Below are 17,310 nucleotides of genomic sequence, written 5' to 3' on the forward strand. Positions count from 1 at the left end.
ATCATCACAGGGCCTCATTGATCATGGTTTCGAAACGCCACGCATTTTCAGCAATAGCCCAACCTACCTCATCCCAATGACGTTCCGCAACCGAACAGCTAGGGGTATTACAACGCAAAGAGACAAACGCCGTTAGCTGAGCAGTGGTGAAACGGCTAATGTCTTCTCTTTAAAAAGGCCCAGATAAACTGTGAACTGATGGGGTGAGATTGGGGACAGGGAAGCATAAAACAACGTGATGAAGAAAATACAGGAGTTCAATGCATCGCCGCATCACGACGCAGCGATGCGGATATCCGCAGATACCATATGGCAATCGGTGTGGGCCAGACAGCGCAATGCGCAATTACGAGAGGATGGTGCGCTGATCTCCAGCAAGGAATTAGGGCGGCAATTGCGGCTCGGATTGTCCGAACGGCTCAACTAGCTCCCGGGAAGAAGTTGAGCCTTCTGCCCTTGCTGTATCAGCAAATCCACCGCCTGTTTATCGAAAGACACAAAAGTCTCGCCGCCTAGCCAGGCGCCCTCATAGGCTATAACGCCATCTACAAAGTAGCCACCAGCCTCAAGGATGGCAAGCCCGGCCTCAACAGCGGGGCGGTTCATCACGACATTCCCGGCATCCAGCAGGTCGCGGAGCGTTAAGGCAACATCTTCTTTTGGCAGCTTCGCGCCCCGGCGCAGTATCCATACAAGCGCACAAAGGCAGGGTAATGAAACCGCAATAAGTGACGCTTTTTTCAGAAGCTTACTCGCAGCACGGCCTTGCTCGGCATCGTCCTGCAAAACAGCGCGAGCCAGCACGTTAGTATCGACAGAAATCTTCATTCTTCGCCAGCCCAGCCTGCGGCGACTATCTCATTCATTTCCTCAATCGTCATCGGATTTTTGACCTTGCCTGCATGCCGACCGATGAAACTATCAATCGTACCGGTTGCCCGCGCCGCCTTTATCCGAAGTTCGCCACCCGGCAGCTTGTCAACTTCCATCCGCTCTCCCGGCTTGATGCCGAGGTGTTGCAGCAAATCCCGCTTCAGTGTGACCTGACCTTTCATCGTTACTGCCAGAGAAGTCATAGCAATTCTCCCGTTTACTGAATTTGCCATTATAGTAATTGATATTTTCATTACTATCAACTGCGATTTAGCATCTTAATATCGGGCCCCCCCCCGCTCCCGCTTCGCAGGCTCCGCAACCAGAGCCTCCGCAGGCAGAGACGGTGCGCTCCACAGCTGAAGAATGTTTTCCGTCGCATTGCCGTCAGCGTTAGCACTATAGAGGTGGCTTGGAGAATCTGAACAGTGGGGATAAGTGGAATTTCTGCCTGATTTTGGCTTTGATGCCGGGAACAGGAGATACCGTGACGAGACGACCACGCCGGAACCATAGCCCGGCTTTCAAGGCAAAAGTTGCGCTCGCTGCAATCAAAGGTGAGCAGACGCTTGTGGAGTTATCCCAGCAATTCGACGTGCACGCGAACCAGATCAAGCAATGGAAAGACCAGCTCCTTGAGGGCGCGACCGGCGTTTTCGGTGACGAGACCAAGGCGGAGCCAGCGGGGCCTACCGTCGACGTCAAAACGCTTCACGCCAAGATCGGCGAGCTAACTCTGGAGAATGATGCTTCGCTTGGGGCTTACGCGGCCCCACTGGGGCCACGGTCCCCGCTACGATAGCCGGAGCGCTCGGCAAGGCGGGATTGCTGAGTGGAAAGAAATGATCGACCGCACGCACAAGCTGTCGGTTGCAAGGCAGGCCCGGCTTCTCGGGTTCAGCCGCAGTAGCGTCTATTATTCTCCGCGCCCGGTATCGGATGGCGATCTGGCACTGATGCGCCGGATTGATGAACTGCATCTGGAATATCCATTCGTGGGAAGTCGGATGTTGCAGGGGCTTTTGAAGGGAGAAGGGCTTGAAGTTGGGCGAGTGCATGTCGCCACGCTGATGAAGAAGATAGGCATCGAGGCGATCTACCGCCGACCCAACACGTCGAAGCCCGCACCTGGACACAAAATTTATCCCTATCTCCTGCGCAAGCTGGCGGTCATCAGGCCCAATCAGGTCTGGGCCATGGACTTGACCTACATCCCCATGGCGCGTGGGTTTGTCTATCTCTGCGCCGTCGTGGACTGGTTCAGTCGCCGGGTTCTGTCTTGGCGGTTGTCGATTACGATGGAGGCGGACTTCTGCATTGAAGCAGTCGAGGAGGCACTGGCCCGGTATGGCAAGCCAGACATCTTCAACACCGACAGGGCTCGCAGTTCACCTCGATGGACTTCACTGCCGTGCTAAAGAAAGCGGAAATCGCCATCTCGATGGATGGCAAGGGCGCTTGGCGCGACAAGGTCTTCGTTGAGCGGCTATGGCGGTCGATCAAATACGAGGAGGTTTATCTGCATGCTTACAAGACGGTGCCCGAGGCGCGCTGGCATCAGCTGATATCTGACCTTTTACAATAGCCGACGCCCACATTCATCGCTTGACCGGCAGACACCGGATCAGGCTTACTTCAACGCGCTGACGCCAATGATGGTGGCGGCATAATCGAGGCGGAAATCCACTTAACGAAACGCCCGAAACTGTCCAGGCAAACCGAACCACTTCTCTCAATCGGCACCTGCAAAAACGCCCCCAAACTGTCCGCGGTTTAATGAGATCGCCGTCCGCAAATTACTGAATTCAGTGTCCGCACATCACTGAAAAGACTGTCCGTGGATTACTGAAACCCACACCTCAAGGAAATTGCAAGGGACGCTCACTCTGCTGCTGCTGACGGTCGACTATCTGCCGTTCAACGATCCTGAAAACCACGTCCTGTCACCGCATTACGCGGGCGACAGAACGACGAAGAAACCTCGAAGCGGGAGCCGCCAATATCTTCGCTACTGCATCACTCATGCCATTCGCCGCTATATTCGTGCCAATATGTAGGTTAGGATCGGAGACCTTTCACCGGATCGAGGCTTGCTGCCCGTGCGGCGGGAAAAATTGGTGCTAGCAGGGACACAAGAAGTGAAAAGACGATAATTAAAGCTGTCTCAACAGGATCCATTCTGGCGGCTAGGCCCGCAAAAAAATTTGACTCCGCGGCGGATCCTGATGTTTGAAGCAGATAACTTATAAAAGCTCCGATAAACTGTATATTCAAGCAAACGGCTACGCCTATTGCAGCGCCTATCAGTGTACCAACAATTCCAATCAGCGAACCAGTCATCATAAAGACTCGCAGAACTGCGGATCTGCTTAGCCCCATAGTTTTCAATATGGCAATATTTTGCGTCTTCGACTTCACTAGCATTATCATCCCAGAGATAATGTTAAGTGCAGCTACAACAATTATAAGAGAAAGAATTATAAACATGACATTTCTTTCAATCGATAATGCAGAGAACAGAATCTTATTACGCTCTTTCCAATCGATAATTGTCATATCGTTACCAATTGCGTCTTGCAAAAGTGGTTTAATGCTGGCGGTTTCTTTTTGATCTTCTAGGTACACCTCAATTAAATCGGCTTTTCTTCCAATGCCCTTTAATTTTTGAGCAGAAGAAATATCAACATAAAGTGAGTTTGCAGCTTCGTCATTGTTTCCACTGGAGAGAATGGCAGCAACGGTGAAACTTTTGATACTTGGTGTAAAGACGTCTTTCCAAAAGCCTTCCGGAGCAGTCAGTATGCTTATATTATCACCAACTGTAATCCCAAGCCCCATTGCAAGGCTACTTCCAATAAGTGCTACATCGCCATCTGCGAAACGGGTATCGTCACTTTTGGGCAGCGCATTCGAGAGTGCTTCAATTTTACGAATATCTTCAGCGGAAATACCCTTCAGAATACCACCCGTGCTTATCTGACCGCTTTGAGCGAGAACCGTTCCGTATACATAAGGTATGGCAGATTGTACGCCGGGAAGATCAGTTATGGCTTTGGCTTTGGTTGTGTAGTTATCGATTAATTGGGATTGTTTGGATTCCACGAAAACGTGGCCACTTATTCCAAGAAGTCTTGACGTAATGTCTTCCCGAAAGCCATTCATCACGGCCATTACGATCACGAGTGTAGCAACCCCTAAACAAACACCTAGGAATGAAAATACTGCGATAACTGACAAAGCAGTGCCGCTGCGTTTTGAGGTGAGATAGCGCCAAGCAATGAGGCGCTCTAAGCGTGAAAATGGTCGATTTTCTGAACAGTTAATCCTCAAAACGAGCGACCCTCACGGAAACAATCATAAGTAATAAAAAATTCATAAGTAATTAAAAGGAACGAATGTCGATATTTATTTTAAACCATACTTATTGCCTAATGTGCAGCATACCATTGAAATTCGCGATAAACGTCTCCAATATTCTTGATACCATCGGCTGATCGTATCATGGGGCTTTGATCGCGAGGACATTGTGGTGCTGCAGAGCGTATTTTGAAAATTCTAATGTCCCGCCGTTCGATGAGTGGTGCTGATATTCCCTTTCCCCCCGGATGGCATTGTTTACATGTAGCACGACATTGGGCCATGCAGGTATTTAAGCAACTTTGAATATCAACTGCATTAACACATTGGGCAACGCAACGATAATTGCAAGAAGCCATATCTCCCGAAGCAAATGCCTGGCCTGAAAAGCCATAAATAAATAAAGCTACCATTAATAATTCCCTGAGCATTTAAATATTCCTATCCCGTAAACAATCCGGGAAGGGTAGCAAGCATATAATTTGGGAAATATACCAATTTATGGGCCGCAACTTCAACGCTGCCCACTCTTTCGCGCGCTTTTTCGATTTGCTGCTGACGCTGTTTTTCAGCTTCCTGTTAGCCGGAACTGTTCAGATGATCGCCTGCCGGACTCGTCCGGAAACCCACTCGGAAAACACGACCGTGACCAGGATGACGGCGAAGATCACCGCGATCTCCGACCAGGCGAGGCGCGCCAGCGACGATTCGAGTTGCACGCCGATGCCTCCGGCCCCGACAAGCCCGAGGATGGTCGACTCGCGGATGTTGATGTCCCAGCGGAAGACGGAGATGCCGGCGAAGGCCGGCAGAACCTGCGGCACGATGGCGTAATCCATCACCTGCATGCCGGAAGCGCCCGTGGCCCGCACGGCCTCCACCTGCGCCGCGTCCACTTCTTCGATCGCCTCATAGAGCAGCTTGCCGATGAAGCCAATCGAGCGTAGCGCGATCGCGATAATTCCGGCCAGCAGGCCCGGCCCGATGATGGCCACCAGCAGCAGCGCCCAGATCAGCGAATTGATGGAGCGGGACGCGACGATGATGAAAAGCGCCAGTGGCCGCAACAGCAGCTTGCTTGGCGTGGTATTGCTCGCTGCGAGGAAGGCCACGGGTACGGCAATGACGATACCCAGCAGCGTGCCCAGCGTCGCGATGTTGAGCGTGTCCCAGAGCGGCGCCCATAGCCGGTCGAGATAGGACCAGCGCGGCGGCCACGCGCGGCTCAGCAAGTCCGCCGCCTGCTGCGGCGCGTCCTCCACGAACACCCACATAGTGTTGCGGTTCATCACCTGCCAGCACCAGACGGCGGCAATGGCGAGCGCAAGCCAGCCGGCCCAGATAGCCCATTGCCGGACGGTTGTGCGGCGTCGCCAGACGGGACGTGCGTCGATCTTCTGCACCGGCATCACTGCACCTGCCTGCGGATTTGGCTGGAAGCATATTCAGCCAGCATCACGATGACGATGATCAGGATGAGAACTGCGCCGGCGGTGTCGTATTCGTAACGGTCCATCGCCGTGTTGAGTGTCGCACCTATTCCACCCGCGCCGACGATGCCGATAACCGCGCTCTCGCGGAAATTGATGTCCAGGCGATAGATGCTCAAACCGATCAGACGCGGCATGACCTGCGGCTGGATGCCGTAATTGAGCACCTGCCACCAGCCGGCGCCGGTGGCGCGAATGGCTTCAGCCTGCGAGCGGTCGATGTCCTCGATCTCCTCCGCCAGCAGCTTGGCCATGAAGCCGATCGTTGCGAAAGTGAGCGTGAGAAAGCCTGCGAACGGCCCGAAGCCGAACATGGCCACGAACAGGATCGCGACGATGATCTCCTGGAAGGAACGCGACACCGCGACGATGGCGCGGCAGGCGGCATAGACCGGTAGTGGCGCGATGTTGCGCGCGGCTCCGACGCCGATCGGGATCGATAGGATCACGCCCGCGACCGTGGAGGTCAGCGTCATTGTGAGGCTTTCGACCATGCCCTGCCAGATGTCGCGGCTGCGCGTGATGAAGTCGGGCGCGAGGAAGCCCTGCACGAAGCGAAGGCCGCGCTCCAGCCCCTCGTAGATGCGGGTCCAGTTCACCTCCACGCTGGAGATGGCCAGCGCCAGATAGAGCAGCGCGCCAGCATAGACGGCCCAACGCAGCCTCGGGTCGGCTATGAGCATAGGCGACCGCTTCCAGCGCCGCGAGGCGACGGTAGCCATCAGGCCCACCCCGCCAACGGCTGGTGTGATGGTATCGGTGCGGGCGTCGGTTCGGCGTCTTCCGCCTCATCCTCGGAGAAAGCGCCGGCCTTCCAGTCCTCCTCGCCGTAGATGAGGGTGAGCGCTGCGTCGTCGAGCGCGCCCGGTACGTCGTCGAACACGACCTCACCGGCACGCAGCCCGACGATCCGATCGACGAACAGTTTTGCCAGCGCGACGTCGTGAATGTTGATGATGGCCGGCAGGTCGCGCTCGCGGCAGATTTCCAGAATGAGCCGCATGATCTGCCGCGATGTTTTCGGGTCTAGCGAGGCAGTCGGCTCGTCAACCAGCAGCAGCTCAGGGTCCTGCTCAAGCGCACGCGCAATGCCCACGCGCTGGCGTTGTCCACCCGAAAGCGCATCCGCCCGCTTGTCGGCGTGGTCCGCAAGTCCGACGCGCTCCAGCAGGATGAAGGCCTTGTCGACGTCGTTCTGCGGGAAGCGCCGAAAGAAGGAGCGCCAGAACGGGACATAGCCAAGCCGGCCCGACAGCACGTTCTCCATGACCGAGAGCCGCTCGACCAGTGCATATTCCTGGAAGATCATGCCGATGCGTCGGCGCACGCGCCGCAACTCGCCGCCACCAGCTGCGGTGATGTCACGATCGTTGAGCGCGACGCGGCCCGAAGTGGGCTCGACCAAGCGATTGACGCAACGAATGAGTGTGGACTTGCCTGCGCCCGAGGGTCCGATCAGCCCGACGACCTGCCCGCCCGCGATCTCGAACGACACGCCCTTCAGCGCGTGGTCGCCGGTCCTGTAGCGCTTTGCCAGTCTCTCGATCCGCAACATGAGACCACCTCAAAAGTTCGAGCGGCTCGGCATGGCCGGACCGCTCCCAGGTTTCGGATGATGGCGGCTTACTGGCAATCGTAGGAGACGCCGGTCGCCTCGTCGATCGCGCGGATCACCGACCAGTGTTCCTTGAAGGAGATCGGGATGAACTTCTCCTGCGGCGGTTCCGAGCTCTGGAACTCCTCCAGAAGCTTCGAGCCGGTCCAGTCGAAAGTGAAGAACGCTTCCTTGATCTTCTCCTGGAGTTCCGGCTTCAGATTATAAACGACACCGTAGCCGGTCGTCGGGAAGGTCTGGGAGGTGTAGATGGAGACGAGTTGCTCCTTCTTCACCACGTCGCGGGCCAGCATGCGGTTGAGCACCGAATTGGCGATCGAGGCTGCAGCATAGTCCTTGTTCGCCACGCCGAGGATCGAATTGTCGTGCTTGCCGGAAAAGACCGGCTCGAAGTCGACATTGGCTTTCATGCTGAATTCGGATTCGAGGATCGCCGACGGCGCCTTGAAGCCGGAATTGGAGGTCTCGGAGGTGAAGGCCAGCTTCTTGCCCTTGATGTCTTCGACCTTCTCGATACCGGAGCCCGGCCAGGTGATGATCTCCATTTCGTAGCCATAGGCGTCGCCTTCATTGGCGGCCATCATGGCGAAGGGACGGAACCCGGCACAGGCAACGGCCAGCGGATTGCCGCCCGTGTTGAAGCCCGCCACATGAAGACGGCCGGCGCGCATGGCCTCGATCTGGGCGGCGTTGGACTGTACGGGGAAGAACTGCACATCCTTGCCTGTCACTGCTTTCATGTGATCGAGGAACCCTGCCCATACCTCGGCATAAACCGCGGGATCCTCGACCGGAGTATATGCGAAAATCAGGGTGGACGGGTCGATCTGTTGCTCGGCATCAGTCGGGATGTCGGCTATCATGTCGCCGTCGGCATCCTGATAGCGTTGATCGAGCTTGAACTCCGCGAAGGCCGGCGTGACGATTGAAGTCGAGATCGCAAGGGCGAGTAACAGTTTTCTCATGAAGCATTTCCCTACAACAGTGAACATTTTCGTACAATCTACGAAACGGTTGTAACAACCCGGTGACAATCCGTGTGATGCGCGTGCCCGGCTGCTGAACTCAAAAAGCTCCGTCGAGAGAATGAGATATTGCGCCAGAAGCGGGATATTCTGAAGAAGGCGAAGGCTTTTTTCATCAGGGAGGGAAGTCGATGAGATTTCGTTTCATCGATCAGGCAAAGAAGGAATTCCCCCGCATATCGTCTTTGCCATGTCATGGGCGTCAGCCAGAGTGGGGATACTTTGCCTGGAAGGGATGGTTGGCCTGGTCTCTCACGAAGGAAACTTATCGCAGCCCTCATATGGCGGGGAGTTAGAGGATCAGGGTTCCCCTGTCGTTATCGACCTCTTCGCTCGTCGTGCCGTTGGTTGGGCGGTTAGTGACCGTCTACGCCGACGGGCCGGCTCTTCAAGCTCTCGAAAAGGCCATAACGATGCTGCGACCGCCAAAGGGCCTGATCCATCACTCGGCTTCTTTGTGGGCCGACACTCAAGCGTGCCGAACGCTATCGTAACCGGCACGTTGCGCCGCCTTAATCTGGGACCGGACGCACTTCTCTCCGCAGGCCGTCTTTCATGCACTGATCGACATGGCGATGTCTTGCCATGTTGCGATAACGTGGGAGCGAAGTTTTCGATGATCTGCGGCGAAGAGATGTTTGAGGTGAAGAAGGAAGAGATTGGCGATCTGGCCATGGACCGAGACGAAACGCTGGCATTGCCAGGCCGACTTGAAGCGCATCATACGCCGTTCCCGTCGTCGCACGGGAAGATGTGAATTCTCTGCTCGATTGTTGATGCCCTTGTGAGATCGATACTCGACACCCGGCATCAGATCCGCCTTGGCTGCAGCGTAGGACCGCAGCTTGTCGGTGACCATGACCCGTGGGGCGATGCCCTGGCCTTTGAGTAGCTTGCGCATCAGCCGGAGAGCAGCTTTGCTATTTCTGCGGGTTTGCAGAAGTGCCGGATGGACCCCGGAGTCGAGGGCACGGAGCACGTAGCACGTAGCAGGAACGGCTTTCGCACGCGAGGTCTTCGCGGCAGCCCAAAACGCTCTCAAGGCGCAAGGTCGGAAATAATCAGGCATGAGACGGAGGGGATATGTTGCAAACGTTTTGTAGCCATCGACAAAAATCAGGGATAAACCATTGTGAACATCTGAAAATTTCGTTTGATTCAGATAGCCACTTTCCAGATTTCTGGATTCTAGAGGGAGTAGTCATATGCCTGCAGAGCCATCTGACGGTGATCGGTCTATAGCGGCTGAATCGAGCAAACAGGTATCTGGCGCGAAGCTGAAATCATTTCCGAGCCTTGAACGTAGCCAGTTTGGCGGCACTTCACGCAGAAACGAGCATTTGTCCGATGACGATACCCCCGTGTCACGTAGCGATCTCAGCAAGGGACCCGAAGATCTGCTTGAGCACGAGACGGTCAGCATAAACTGGTGGGTGCTCGTGACCTCGTCGGTGGTGATCCTCGCCTTCTCCATCTGGACCAGTCTCGTTCCTGTTCACGCGCGCGACGTAATGAAACTGACCGTCGACTGGATCGCCATAAATCTTGGCTGGTACTACGTTATAACAGTCACGTTCGTGATCGGTTTCGTGCTGTGGGTCGCCCTTTCCAAAGCGGGCGATGTCCGGCTTGGTCCCGACCAATCCAGGCCGCAATACAAGCTCGTAACATGGGTATCGATGCTGTTTGCAGCGGGCGTTGGAATCGATATGCTGTTTTATTCCGTTACCGGACCCGTTGCACAATACCTTCATCCCCCATCTGGGGACGGCAGTACGCCTGATGCGCTTCAGGACGCGGTTGTCTGGACAATGTTCCACTATGGCATCGCTGGCTGGTCGATGTATGCTCTTCTCGGTATGGCCATGGGGTACTTCGCCTACCGCTGGGGTATGCCGTTGTCGATACGCGCTGCGCTTTACCCGCTATTCGGCAAACGTGTACGCGGGCCTTTTGGGGATGTGATTAACATTATTGCACTGGTCGGCACGGTGTTCGGTATCGCCACATCCATGGGAATTGGCGTTGTACTGCTGAATGTCGGTTTCTCGTTGCTCTTCGGCTTTGAACAAGGCCTTTCTCTGCAGATCGCACTGGTTATTGGGGCGGTGATACTGACAATCGCCGCTACGACGTCTGGCGTAGACCGTGGAATCCGGTGGATATCTGAACTGAACCTTTGGAGCGCCGCTGCGATGATGGTCTACATCCTAGTAGCCGGACAGACCGCCTTCCTTTTGAATGCGCTTGTAGAGAATATTGGCCGGTTCTTTGTGACACTTCCCGCGCGCATGCTGCAGACCTTTGCTTACGAACCTGACGGTGCCGATTGGATGAGCAAATGGACGCTGTTTTTCTGGGCATTCTGGCTCGCATGGGGACCGTTTGTTGGCGTTTTTCTCGCCCGGATTTCACGCGGACGTACTCTCCGCGAATTTGTGATTGCGGCGATCACTGCGCCAGTGCTGTGCGATTTCATCATGGTCTCGCTGTTTGGCAACTCGGCATTACATCATGTGCTTCAGGGCAACACAGCCTTTGCCGAACTCGCAGTCCAGAGCCCGGAACGTGGGTGGTATGCGCTTTTGGAAATGTTCCCTGGTGCAACGTTTCTTATCGGTCTGGCAACGCTTTCTGGATTGCTGTTCTACCTGACAAGCGCAAATTCGGGCGCAATGGTGACGGCGAACTTCTCAGCCTCGATCCCCAATCCATCACATGACGGACCCAAATGGCTGCGTATCTTCTGGGCGGTGTTAACTGCGGTTCTGACCGTCGCGATGCTCCTTGCCGGGGGTGTGACCACAATGGAATACGCGACACTCATCTTTGCGCTGCCAGTCACAATTATTGCTTATCTGGTCATGGCGTCTTTCTATAAAGCACTGCGGATGGAACGCGCCGAGCGTGAGGGGGTCGTACTCAGAAGGCCGTCCATCGCTCCGATCGGCGGACATTTGCCGGAGCGGTCGTGGACGCAGCGGCTTGAACGGATGCTCTCCTTCCCAACATTTCGCCAGGTCAGGCAGTTTCTGGAGGAAACAGTGCGGCCTGCTCTCGATGAGGTGGCAAATGAGTTTATCAAACAGGGATACGACGTCGAACGGAGCACGGTCATTGACGGATATGGTGTTGAGGAACCGCTGCTTCGGATATCGATGGAAGAATTCCGCGCTTTCCACTACCACGTCGCAATCGTAGAAGCACCGGTACCGATGTTCAGCGGTCGCATGACGCGCGAAACTGATGTCTACTATCGGCTGGAAGTATTTACGCAGACCGGATCGGGTGGCTATGATTTGATGGGCCTTACAAAACAGCAGGTGATTGACGATATTCTGGAACGCTACGAGGCGCATTTAGCTTTCCTCACGCATTCCACCGAGACTGATACCGCATCAGTGCTCACGCCACGCATGCCCCTGTCGGACCCGCAATAAGGGATCGGAACAAGGAACCGTTACAGTTATTGATCAACGGTCGGGGAGATTGTTTCCCGGCTTTCAACGAGCTGAAAATCGTTGATGCACAAGATTGTCAGTTTGATCAGTCCGTGTGCTTATGTTGCGAAATTTTGCGTAGATTAAAGGCGTCCTTATAACCTCTACGACAGCGGTGCGTCCATGGGGGGGTCGGGCCCGACGTTCTGATCCTGCCGCCCAGTCTCGATTCTCCGGCGATGGTCGAGATTGCCGCGCCATACCTCGCCTGGTTGCGCGATCGCCACGCCGTCGGCTTCATTCTTGCATCCGTCTGTGCCGTTTCCGCAAGGCAATTGGCATGACGACGTCGGAATATGGGCAGCGGCTACGGGTCAGCAAAGCCTGCGAGATATTGCAATTCAGCACTTTTGCCGTCGAGCAGATCACCTGGGAGACGGGCTATGGCGACATAATCAAACAGCGGCGCTTGAACCATCACGCCAAAGCAGTTTAAATCATTCGATGACGGACACTCATTTGATCGCAGGCAATCCGCCCGCAAAAACAAGGACATCGCAGTTCACGAGACTCATGGATCTTCCCGTCCAAACATGACTTCGCCAACAGTATCAAATATGCGGACGAACTCCTGATTGTCACCGCGTAGCTAAACCGTCCCTGTAGGGCATGGTGCTGTCGTCTGACGTTCTACGAGCTTAAAGCCGACATCGATGCAAGAGGGACTGATAGACAGCGACGATTTTTCAATCTTATCAAACAAATCGAGCAATAATTCGCCTGCCCGCACCCCGATAGATGCAGCATCGACCCCCATGGTGGTTATCGCGGGGACCGATTGACTTGCAATATCAAAGTCCCCAAAGCCCATTAATGAAAGCTGGCCCGGTACGTGGATGCCGCGGCGATGGCATTCCATGAGGGCGCCAAAGGCGGATACATCCGATACGGCGAAAACAGCTTCCACGTCTGGCGCGCGCTCCAGCAATATGGACATCGTGCGCGCGCCGTGCTCATGAGAAACCGGTGCAGTTCCTTCGCGCACAATCAGTTCATCGCTGATCCCAGCTTCCCGTAGTGCGGCTGAAAACCCGGCGAGCCTGCGTTCGCCGCGCAAATCGATTGCTTCAGCATCCGTCCTCGATCCAAGTGCACCGATGCGTCGGTGGCCGAGCGACAAAAGATAGCGAGCGGCGGCGCGTCCTACTTCATAATTGGAAAATCCGACTGAATGGTCGATTGGCTTGTCGGGTTTGCCCCATATTTCGACAATGGGTATAGCTGCGCGAAGCAACATCTCCGTGGCTGCTTTCGTATGAACCGTACCCGCTACCACGATCGCATCGGGGCGCCGCTCCAGCATCGCGCGGATAATGCGCTCTTCTTCGGCCAGCTTGTACATCGTAAAGCCGATAAGCAGTTGATAGCCCTTTGGCCGCAATGCTTCCGCCAGCCCCTGCGCCGTATCGGCAAAATTGGAGTTGGTCAGGGTCGGCAGAATTGCCGTGACAAAATTGGTGCGTCGAGAGGAGAGGCTGCCGGCCACCCGATCCGGCACATAGCCCAACTGTTCAATTGCCTCCATCACCCGCTTGCGTGTTGTTTCCGTCACCCGCTCCGGTTCGGCAAGAACACGCGATACGGTCATTTGCGATACGCCCGCCAGGCGGGAAACATCACGCATTGTCGCTTTTCTGGGAGGGGAAGCGATCATGGATTCCTGTCCGTATCGTTGGAGCGCGTTTCAATCTGGTGTTTCAATCTGATTGAATCAGGCCGGCGCCCTAACTGTTTGTTTTGTGCGCATCTTGTCCGAAAACCGTTTCACACTTTTCGGGATGCGCTCTGATGCGGCCGTGATCTGCTTATTGTCCGTCTGTGGGAATCTGCTCATAAACCACATGATAAAAACGGCCATCGAACATTTCCATCATCTTGTCGGTGATAACACGGCCCTCCAGCCGCACCGGCGAAGCAAGGGCTTCCTCCACTGCCGCCAGCGACGGATAATCGATCTCCTGCACCATGGCGATGGGAGGGGAGCCGGGATCGGTATTCAACACCCGCATCACCCGAACGGCTTGCGCATTCGGCATCCGCTTCCACACCGGAAGCAGCTGATCTTTCACAATGCGAAAAAACTCATCTTCGCGTCCCGGATGGATTGTGCCTTCAAAAATTGCTGAGCGTGTATGCATAAGCGGTCCTTCGACACGATATTATTTTATGTTGCAATGATACCGCTAACATGCACTATTGCAAGCGACAAACATAGGTTCCAATATCTTCAGCGACCATGTTTGTGAGGAAAATTGCAGGCAGGCATGGAAAGCCCGGTTAAACGGGCCTATGAGGCGTATACAGGGCGATGGGGATCGAAGATATAAGCGGGGATTGTTGAAAATTTAAGAATGTCATATCGCGATGTTATCGAAAACATGTTATAGAAGATGAACGATAACGGATATTGATGCTATCGCGCTTCCACCCGAGGAGGATCGTGTGGAAGCGGAGAACTGGAGGAGAGTCATGCATATCCTGAAGGCAATTCGTACAACTGCCGTAGCCATGGGGCTGGCGGCAGCTGGTATGTTCGGCGTGGCCGACGCCCATGCGGTCACGCTCAACGATATTACCCAGCGCGGTTCCGTCAAAATCGGCGTTCTGACCGGTGCTCCGCCGATGGGCATGGTCGATGAAAAAGGCAATCCGACCGGATATGATGTCGACGTGGCCAATCTGCTCGGTACCTATCTCAATCTGCCGGTTGAGCTGGTTCCGCTGACCCCGCCCGCACGTATTCCCGCGCTCCAGACCGGCAAGGTCGACTTTCTGGTTGCAACCCTTTCGCCAACCGGTGAGCGTGCCAAGACGGTAATGTTCACCCAGCCCTACAATGCTTTTAATATGGACATTATTTCCGGTCCCGATGCGAATTTCGCAAAGCTGGAAGATCTGGCGGGCAAGCGCGTCTCGGTCAATCGTGGCTCCACGCAGGAAACGGCTCTGCGCAAGGCAGCGGTTCCGGATCTGGAGATCGTGGTCTATGAAGACGATTCAACCAGTGCGCAGGCATTGATTGCGGGTCAGGTCGATGCGGTCGCTTTGCCGTCGACTGTTGGTGAGGCCATCATCAAACAGCGCCCGGAAGCGGGTCTCAAGGTCGGTTTTACCTTCTTCAAGCAGGGCAATTCCATGGCTACCAAGCTTGAGGATTTCGAGCTGCGTCAATGGCTGAACACGGCTATTTATCTCATGAAGATCTCGGGTGATCTCGATGAAATCGCCGTAAAGTGGACGGGACGTCCGATGCCCGACCTGCCGTCATTCTAATCGAACTTCCGCCGGTGCCGCGAGGCCCCGGCGGGTTTATCCATCTTGCATAATTCGTCCGCGCAAGCGCTGACGTTCAGCGGGAGGCCGGAAATTGTCCTACACTTTTCAGTTCGGTGTCATCGCGCAATATCAGGATGCGCTGCTGGCAGGCATTTGGCTGACAATCAAACTCTCCGTCATGTCCATTATCCTGGGCTGTGCGGGCGGCATTCTGTTTGCCTCCCTGCGCTCGATGAAAAGCGGTTTCATCCGCTTCCTGATCAATGCCTATGTTGAAATCATCCGCAACACACCGTTTCTGGTGCAGTTGTTCATCATCTATTTCGGCCTGCCTGTCATTGGCTTCCGTGTTGGAGCGGAAACAGCAGCTCTGATCGGCATGACCATCAATCTCACTGCCTATTCGACCGAAATCATTCGCTCAGGAATAGAGGCGGTGCATAAATCCCAGATCGAGGCGGGAGAGGCTCTGGGTTTCACGCGGCTGCAAATCTATCGCCATGTCATCATTCTGCCGGCACTGGCAAAGGTTTACCCCGCCTTGTGCAGCCAGTTCGTGCTGATGATGCTCGCATCCAGTATCTGTTCGGTCATTTCAACCAATGAGCTGGCCGCATCCGCCGCCTATATAGAATCGCAGACCTATCGCTCGTTTGAAGTCTACATTGTCGCCACCGTGATCTATCTGGGGCTGGCATTGTGCCTGCGGGCTGTTCTCGCTCTGATCGGATTGTGGCTGTTCGGACGCCGCGTCGCCCGCCGCTCGGTCGTAGCAATTGCGGAGGCGTCAGCATGAATTTTCGCAGCTTCGGACCGGACGAATTCCTGTTCCTTCTCACCGGCCTGCAATGGACGGTATTGCTGACTGTAATCACCTTGATCGGCGGCGGCATTGTCGGCTTCATCATAGCGCTGGCCCGTGTTTCGACGATGAAGTGGCTGCGCGTGGTCGCCGGAACCTATATTCAGATTATTCAGGGCATTCCGGTTCTGATGATCCTGTTTCTGTCTTATTACGGCCTGAGCCTTGCCGGGTTCGACCTGCATCCGCTGCTGGCTGCCGGGGCATCGATGACGGTTTACGCATCGGGCTATCTGGCGGAGATCTGGCGCGGCTGCATCCAGTCGGTGCCCAGGCCACAATGGGAAGCGTCAGAATCTCTCGCCATGACGCGCGGCCAGCAATATCGCTATGTGATCTTGCCGCAGGCAATCCGCATCTCGCTGCCATCCACGGTCGGCTTTGCCGTGCAGGTGGTCAAGAATACTTCGATTGCGTCGATCATCGGCTTTGTCGAATTGGCCCGCGCGGGCACACTCATCAATAATGCAACGTTCCAGCCGTTCCGGGTGTTCGTGGCGGTGGCGATTCTCTATTTCGCGGTTTGTTACCCGCTTTCGCTGCTCGCACGCTGGCTGGAAAGGAGGCTCAATGTCTGAAGTCATCGTCAAAAACGTCCATAAGAGCTTCGGCGATGTCGAAGTTCTCAAGGGCATATCGCTGAACGTGGAACGTGGTGAAGTCTTTGCGCTGATTGGCCGTTCTGGCTCAGGTAAAAGCACATTGTTGCGCTGCCTGAACGGTCTTGAAAAGATCAATTCCGGCGAGATTGAAATTGCGGGTCACAAGGTGACAAGCGACCCCGCGCAATTGCGCAGATTGCGCAAGGATGTCGGCATCGTCTTTCAGAGCTACAACCTGTTTCCGCATCTCACCGTTGGCGAAAACATCATGCTCGCACCCAAGATCGTCAAGGATGTGCCCAAATCGGAGGCGCGCAAAAAGGCGGAGGAAGTGCTGCATATGGTGGGGCTTTCGGAAAAATTCGATGCCTATGCCGATCAGCTTTCGGGCGGGCAGCAACAGCGCGTCGCTATTGCCAGATCGCTCGCAATGCAGCCCAAGGTGATGCTGTTTGACGAAGTGACGTCCGCGCTTGATCCGGAACTGACCGAAGAAGTGCTCAATGTGATGGAGGAACTGGCGCGCGGAGGCATGACCATGATCCTCGTGACCCACGAAATGGCGTTTGCACGCCGTGTCGCAACCCAGACGATTTTCATGCATCAGGGGAAGATTTGGGAAGAAGGACCGTCCGCAGAGCTTTTTGCCAATCCAAAGACGCCGGAACTGCGCCAGTTCGTCAAATCGGACGTCAAATAGACCGCATCAC

At 55.1% G+C, this 17,310-nt stretch carries 16 protein-coding genes and 3 pseudogenes; 9 read left to right on the top strand and 10 right to left on the bottom strand.

The features are described 5' to 3' along the window. Positions 1-235 precede the first annotated feature (235 nt). Positions 236-427 carry a hypothetical protein gene (locus DKP76_RS12385; RefSeq protein WP_146198931.1) on the top strand — a complete coding sequence of 64 codons (192 nt, stop codon included), beginning with the start codon at positions 236-238 and terminating at the stop codon, positions 425-427. On the opposite strand, the gene DKP76_RS12390 is transcribed toward DKP76_RS12385, so the two are convergent. Then, positions 424-828, bottom strand: a complete 405-nt coding sequence (locus tag DKP76_RS12390; RefSeq protein WP_109707078.1) for a type II toxin-antitoxin system VapC family toxin — start codon at positions 826-828, stop codon at positions 424-426. The two genes, DKP76_RS12385 and DKP76_RS12390, sit on opposite strands and share 4 nt — an antisense overlap. Next, positions 825-1,076: an AbrB/MazE/SpoVT family DNA-binding domain-containing protein gene (locus DKP76_RS12395; protein WP_109707080.1), complete on the bottom strand. Its 252-nt coding sequence runs from the start codon at positions 1,074-1,076 to the stop codon at positions 825-827. The genes DKP76_RS12390 and DKP76_RS12395 overlap by 4 nt, the downstream gene beginning before the upstream one ends. Before the next feature lie 263 nt (positions 1,077-1,339). Here DKP76_RS12395 and DKP76_RS12400 point away from each other — a divergent pair. Continuing rightward, a pseudogene (locus tag DKP76_RS12400) lies at positions 1,340-2,543 on the top strand (IS3 family transposase). A gap of 388 nt (positions 2,544-2,931) precedes the next feature. Here DKP76_RS12400 and DKP76_RS12415 read toward each other — a convergent pair. From DKP76_RS12415 to phnD, 5 genes are all read right to left on the bottom strand, one after another. Beyond that, positions 2,932-4,203 (bottom strand): ABC transporter permease, encoded by a 1,272-nt coding sequence (locus tag DKP76_RS12415; protein WP_109707084.1) that lies wholly within the window; start codon positions 4,201-4,203, stop codon positions 2,932-2,934. Between the two features lie 620 nt (positions 4,204-4,823). Beyond that, a complete protein-coding gene (gene phnE / locus DKP76_RS12420; RefSeq protein ID WP_109707085.1) occupies positions 4,824-5,639 on the bottom strand; it encodes a phosphonate ABC transporter, permease protein PhnE in 816 nt (271 codons plus the stop codon). Next, on the bottom strand, positions 5,639-6,442 hold the full coding sequence (gene phnE / locus DKP76_RS12425; RefSeq protein ID WP_109707086.1) for a phosphonate ABC transporter, permease protein PhnE: 804 nt from the start codon (positions 6,440-6,442) through the stop codon (positions 5,639-5,641). The genes phnE (DKP76_RS12420) and phnE (DKP76_RS12425) overlap by 1 nt, the downstream gene beginning before the upstream one ends. Continuing rightward, the gene (gene phnC / locus DKP76_RS12430; RefSeq protein ID WP_109707088.1) at positions 6,442-7,275 is read right to left on the bottom strand and encodes a phosphonate ABC transporter ATP-binding protein; all 834 of its coding nucleotides are present in this window, start codon (positions 7,273-7,275) and stop codon (positions 6,442-6,444) included. The genes phnE (DKP76_RS12425) and phnC overlap by 1 nt, the downstream gene beginning before the upstream one ends. A gap of 68 nt (positions 7,276-7,343) precedes the next feature. After that, positions 7,344-8,300, bottom strand: a complete 957-nt coding sequence (phnD, locus tag DKP76_RS12435; RefSeq protein ID WP_109707090.1) for a phosphate/phosphite/phosphonate ABC transporter substrate-binding protein — start codon at positions 8,298-8,300, stop codon at positions 7,344-7,346. A gap of 90 nt (positions 8,301-8,390) precedes the next feature. Between phnD and DKP76_RS19845 the strand changes: the two are divergent. Continuing rightward, positions 8,391-8,809 (top strand): annotated as a pseudogene (locus DKP76_RS19845) (transposase family protein); the annotation flags it as partial. Between the two features lie 104 nt (positions 8,810-8,913). Here the strand turns inward: DKP76_RS19845 and DKP76_RS12445 are convergent. Beyond that, positions 8,914-9,342: pseudogene (locus DKP76_RS12445) on the bottom strand (DDE-type integrase/transposase/recombinase); the annotation flags it as partial. 223 nt (positions 9,343-9,565) lie between these two features. Here DKP76_RS12445 and betT point away from each other — a divergent pair. Together betT and DKP76_RS19220 are read left to right on the top strand one after the other, a co-directional pair. After that, complete coding sequence (gene betT / locus DKP76_RS12450; RefSeq protein WP_109707092.1) at positions 9,566-11,800, top strand: choline BCCT transporter BetT; 2,235 nt, start codon at positions 9,566-9,568, stop codon at positions 11,798-11,800. Between the two features lie 340 nt (positions 11,801-12,140). Then, positions 12,141-12,296: a hypothetical protein gene (locus DKP76_RS19220; RefSeq protein ID WP_158279443.1), complete on the top strand. Its 156-nt coding sequence runs from the start codon at positions 12,141-12,143 to the stop codon at positions 12,294-12,296. Between the two features lie 153 nt (positions 12,297-12,449). On the opposite strand, the gene DKP76_RS12455 is transcribed toward DKP76_RS19220, so the two are convergent. Together DKP76_RS12455 and DKP76_RS12460 are read right to left on the bottom strand one after the other, a co-directional pair. Next, on the bottom strand, positions 12,450-13,484 hold the full coding sequence (locus tag DKP76_RS12455) for a LacI family DNA-binding transcriptional regulator (RefSeq protein WP_109707094.1): 1,035 nt from the start codon (positions 13,482-13,484) through the stop codon (positions 12,450-12,452). Between the two features lie 181 nt (positions 13,485-13,665). Beyond that, complete coding sequence (locus DKP76_RS12460; RefSeq protein WP_109707095.1) at positions 13,666-13,998, bottom strand: EthD domain-containing protein; 333 nt, start codon at positions 13,996-13,998, stop codon at positions 13,666-13,668. A gap of 331 nt (positions 13,999-14,329) precedes the next feature. On the opposite strand from DKP76_RS12460, the gene DKP76_RS12465 reads away from it, so the two are divergent. From DKP76_RS12465 to DKP76_RS12480, 4 genes are all read left to right on the top strand, one after another. After that, positions 14,330-15,133 (top strand): transporter substrate-binding domain-containing protein, encoded by an 804-nt coding sequence (locus tag DKP76_RS12465; RefSeq protein ID WP_109707097.1) that lies wholly within the window; start codon positions 14,330-14,332, stop codon positions 15,131-15,133. A gap of 94 nt (positions 15,134-15,227) precedes the next feature. Beyond that, positions 15,228-15,932 carry an amino acid ABC transporter permease gene (locus DKP76_RS12470; RefSeq protein ID WP_109707098.1) on the top strand — a complete coding sequence of 235 codons (705 nt, stop codon included), beginning with the start codon at positions 15,228-15,230 and terminating at the stop codon, positions 15,930-15,932. Further along, positions 15,929-16,576: an amino acid ABC transporter permease gene (locus DKP76_RS12475; RefSeq protein ID WP_109707100.1), complete on the top strand. Its 648-nt coding sequence runs from the start codon at positions 15,929-15,931 to the stop codon at positions 16,574-16,576. The genes DKP76_RS12470 and DKP76_RS12475 overlap by 4 nt, the downstream gene beginning before the upstream one ends. Further along, entirely contained in the window at positions 16,569-17,300 is a 732-nt protein-coding gene (locus DKP76_RS12480) for an amino acid ABC transporter ATP-binding protein (RefSeq protein ID WP_109707102.1), read from the top strand. The genes DKP76_RS12475 and DKP76_RS12480 overlap by 8 nt, the downstream gene beginning before the upstream one ends. Positions 17,301-17,310 lie beyond the last annotated feature (10 nt).

Source organism: Falsochrobactrum shanghaiense, assembly GCF_003149535.1.
GTDB lineage: Bacteria > Pseudomonadota > Alphaproteobacteria > Rhizobiales > Rhizobiaceae > Brucella > Brucella shanghaiense.

Coding starts and splice junctions, on each gene's coding strand:
- DKP76_RS12390 (WP_109707078.1), bottom strand. CDS start 828: ATGAAGATTTCTGTCGATACTAACGTGCTGGCTCGCGCTGTTTTGCAG.
- DKP76_RS12395 (WP_109707080.1), bottom strand. CDS start 1,076: ATGACTTCTCTGGCAGTAACGATGAAAGGTCAGGTCACACTGAAGCGG.
- phnE (WP_109707085.1), bottom strand. CDS start 5,639: ATGCCGGTGCAGAAGATCGACGCACGTCCCGTCTGGCGACGCCGCACA.
- phnE (WP_109707086.1), bottom strand. CDS start 6,442: ATGGCTACCGTCGCCTCGCGGCGCTGGAAGCGGTCGCCTATGCTCATA.
- phnC (WP_109707088.1), bottom strand. CDS start 7,275: ATGTTGCGGATCGAGAGACTGGCAAAGCGCTACAGGACCGGCGACCAC.
- phnD (WP_109707090.1), bottom strand. CDS start 8,300: ATGAGAAAACTGTTACTCGCCCTTGCGATCTCGACTTCAATCGTCACG.
- betT (WP_109707092.1), top strand. CDS start 9,566: ATGCCTGCAGAGCCATCTGACGGTGATCGGTCTATAGCGGCTGAATCG.
- DKP76_RS19220 (WP_158279443.1), top strand. CDS start 12,141: ATGACGACGTCGGAATATGGGCAGCGGCTACGGGTCAGCAAAGCCTGC.
- DKP76_RS12455 (WP_109707094.1), bottom strand. CDS start 13,484: ATGCGTGATGTTTCCCGCCTGGCGGGCGTATCGCAAATGACCGTATCG.
- DKP76_RS12460 (WP_109707095.1), bottom strand. CDS start 13,998: ATGCATACACGCTCAGCAATTTTTGAAGGCACAATCCATCCGGGACGC.
- DKP76_RS12465 (WP_109707097.1), top strand. CDS start 14,330: ATGCATATCCTGAAGGCAATTCGTACAACTGCCGTAGCCATGGGGCTG.
- DKP76_RS12475 (WP_109707100.1), top strand. CDS start 15,929: ATGAATTTTCGCAGCTTCGGACCGGACGAATTCCTGTTCCTTCTCACC.
- DKP76_RS12480 (WP_109707102.1), top strand. CDS start 16,569: ATGTCTGAAGTCATCGTCAAAAACGTCCATAAGAGCTTCGGCGATGTC.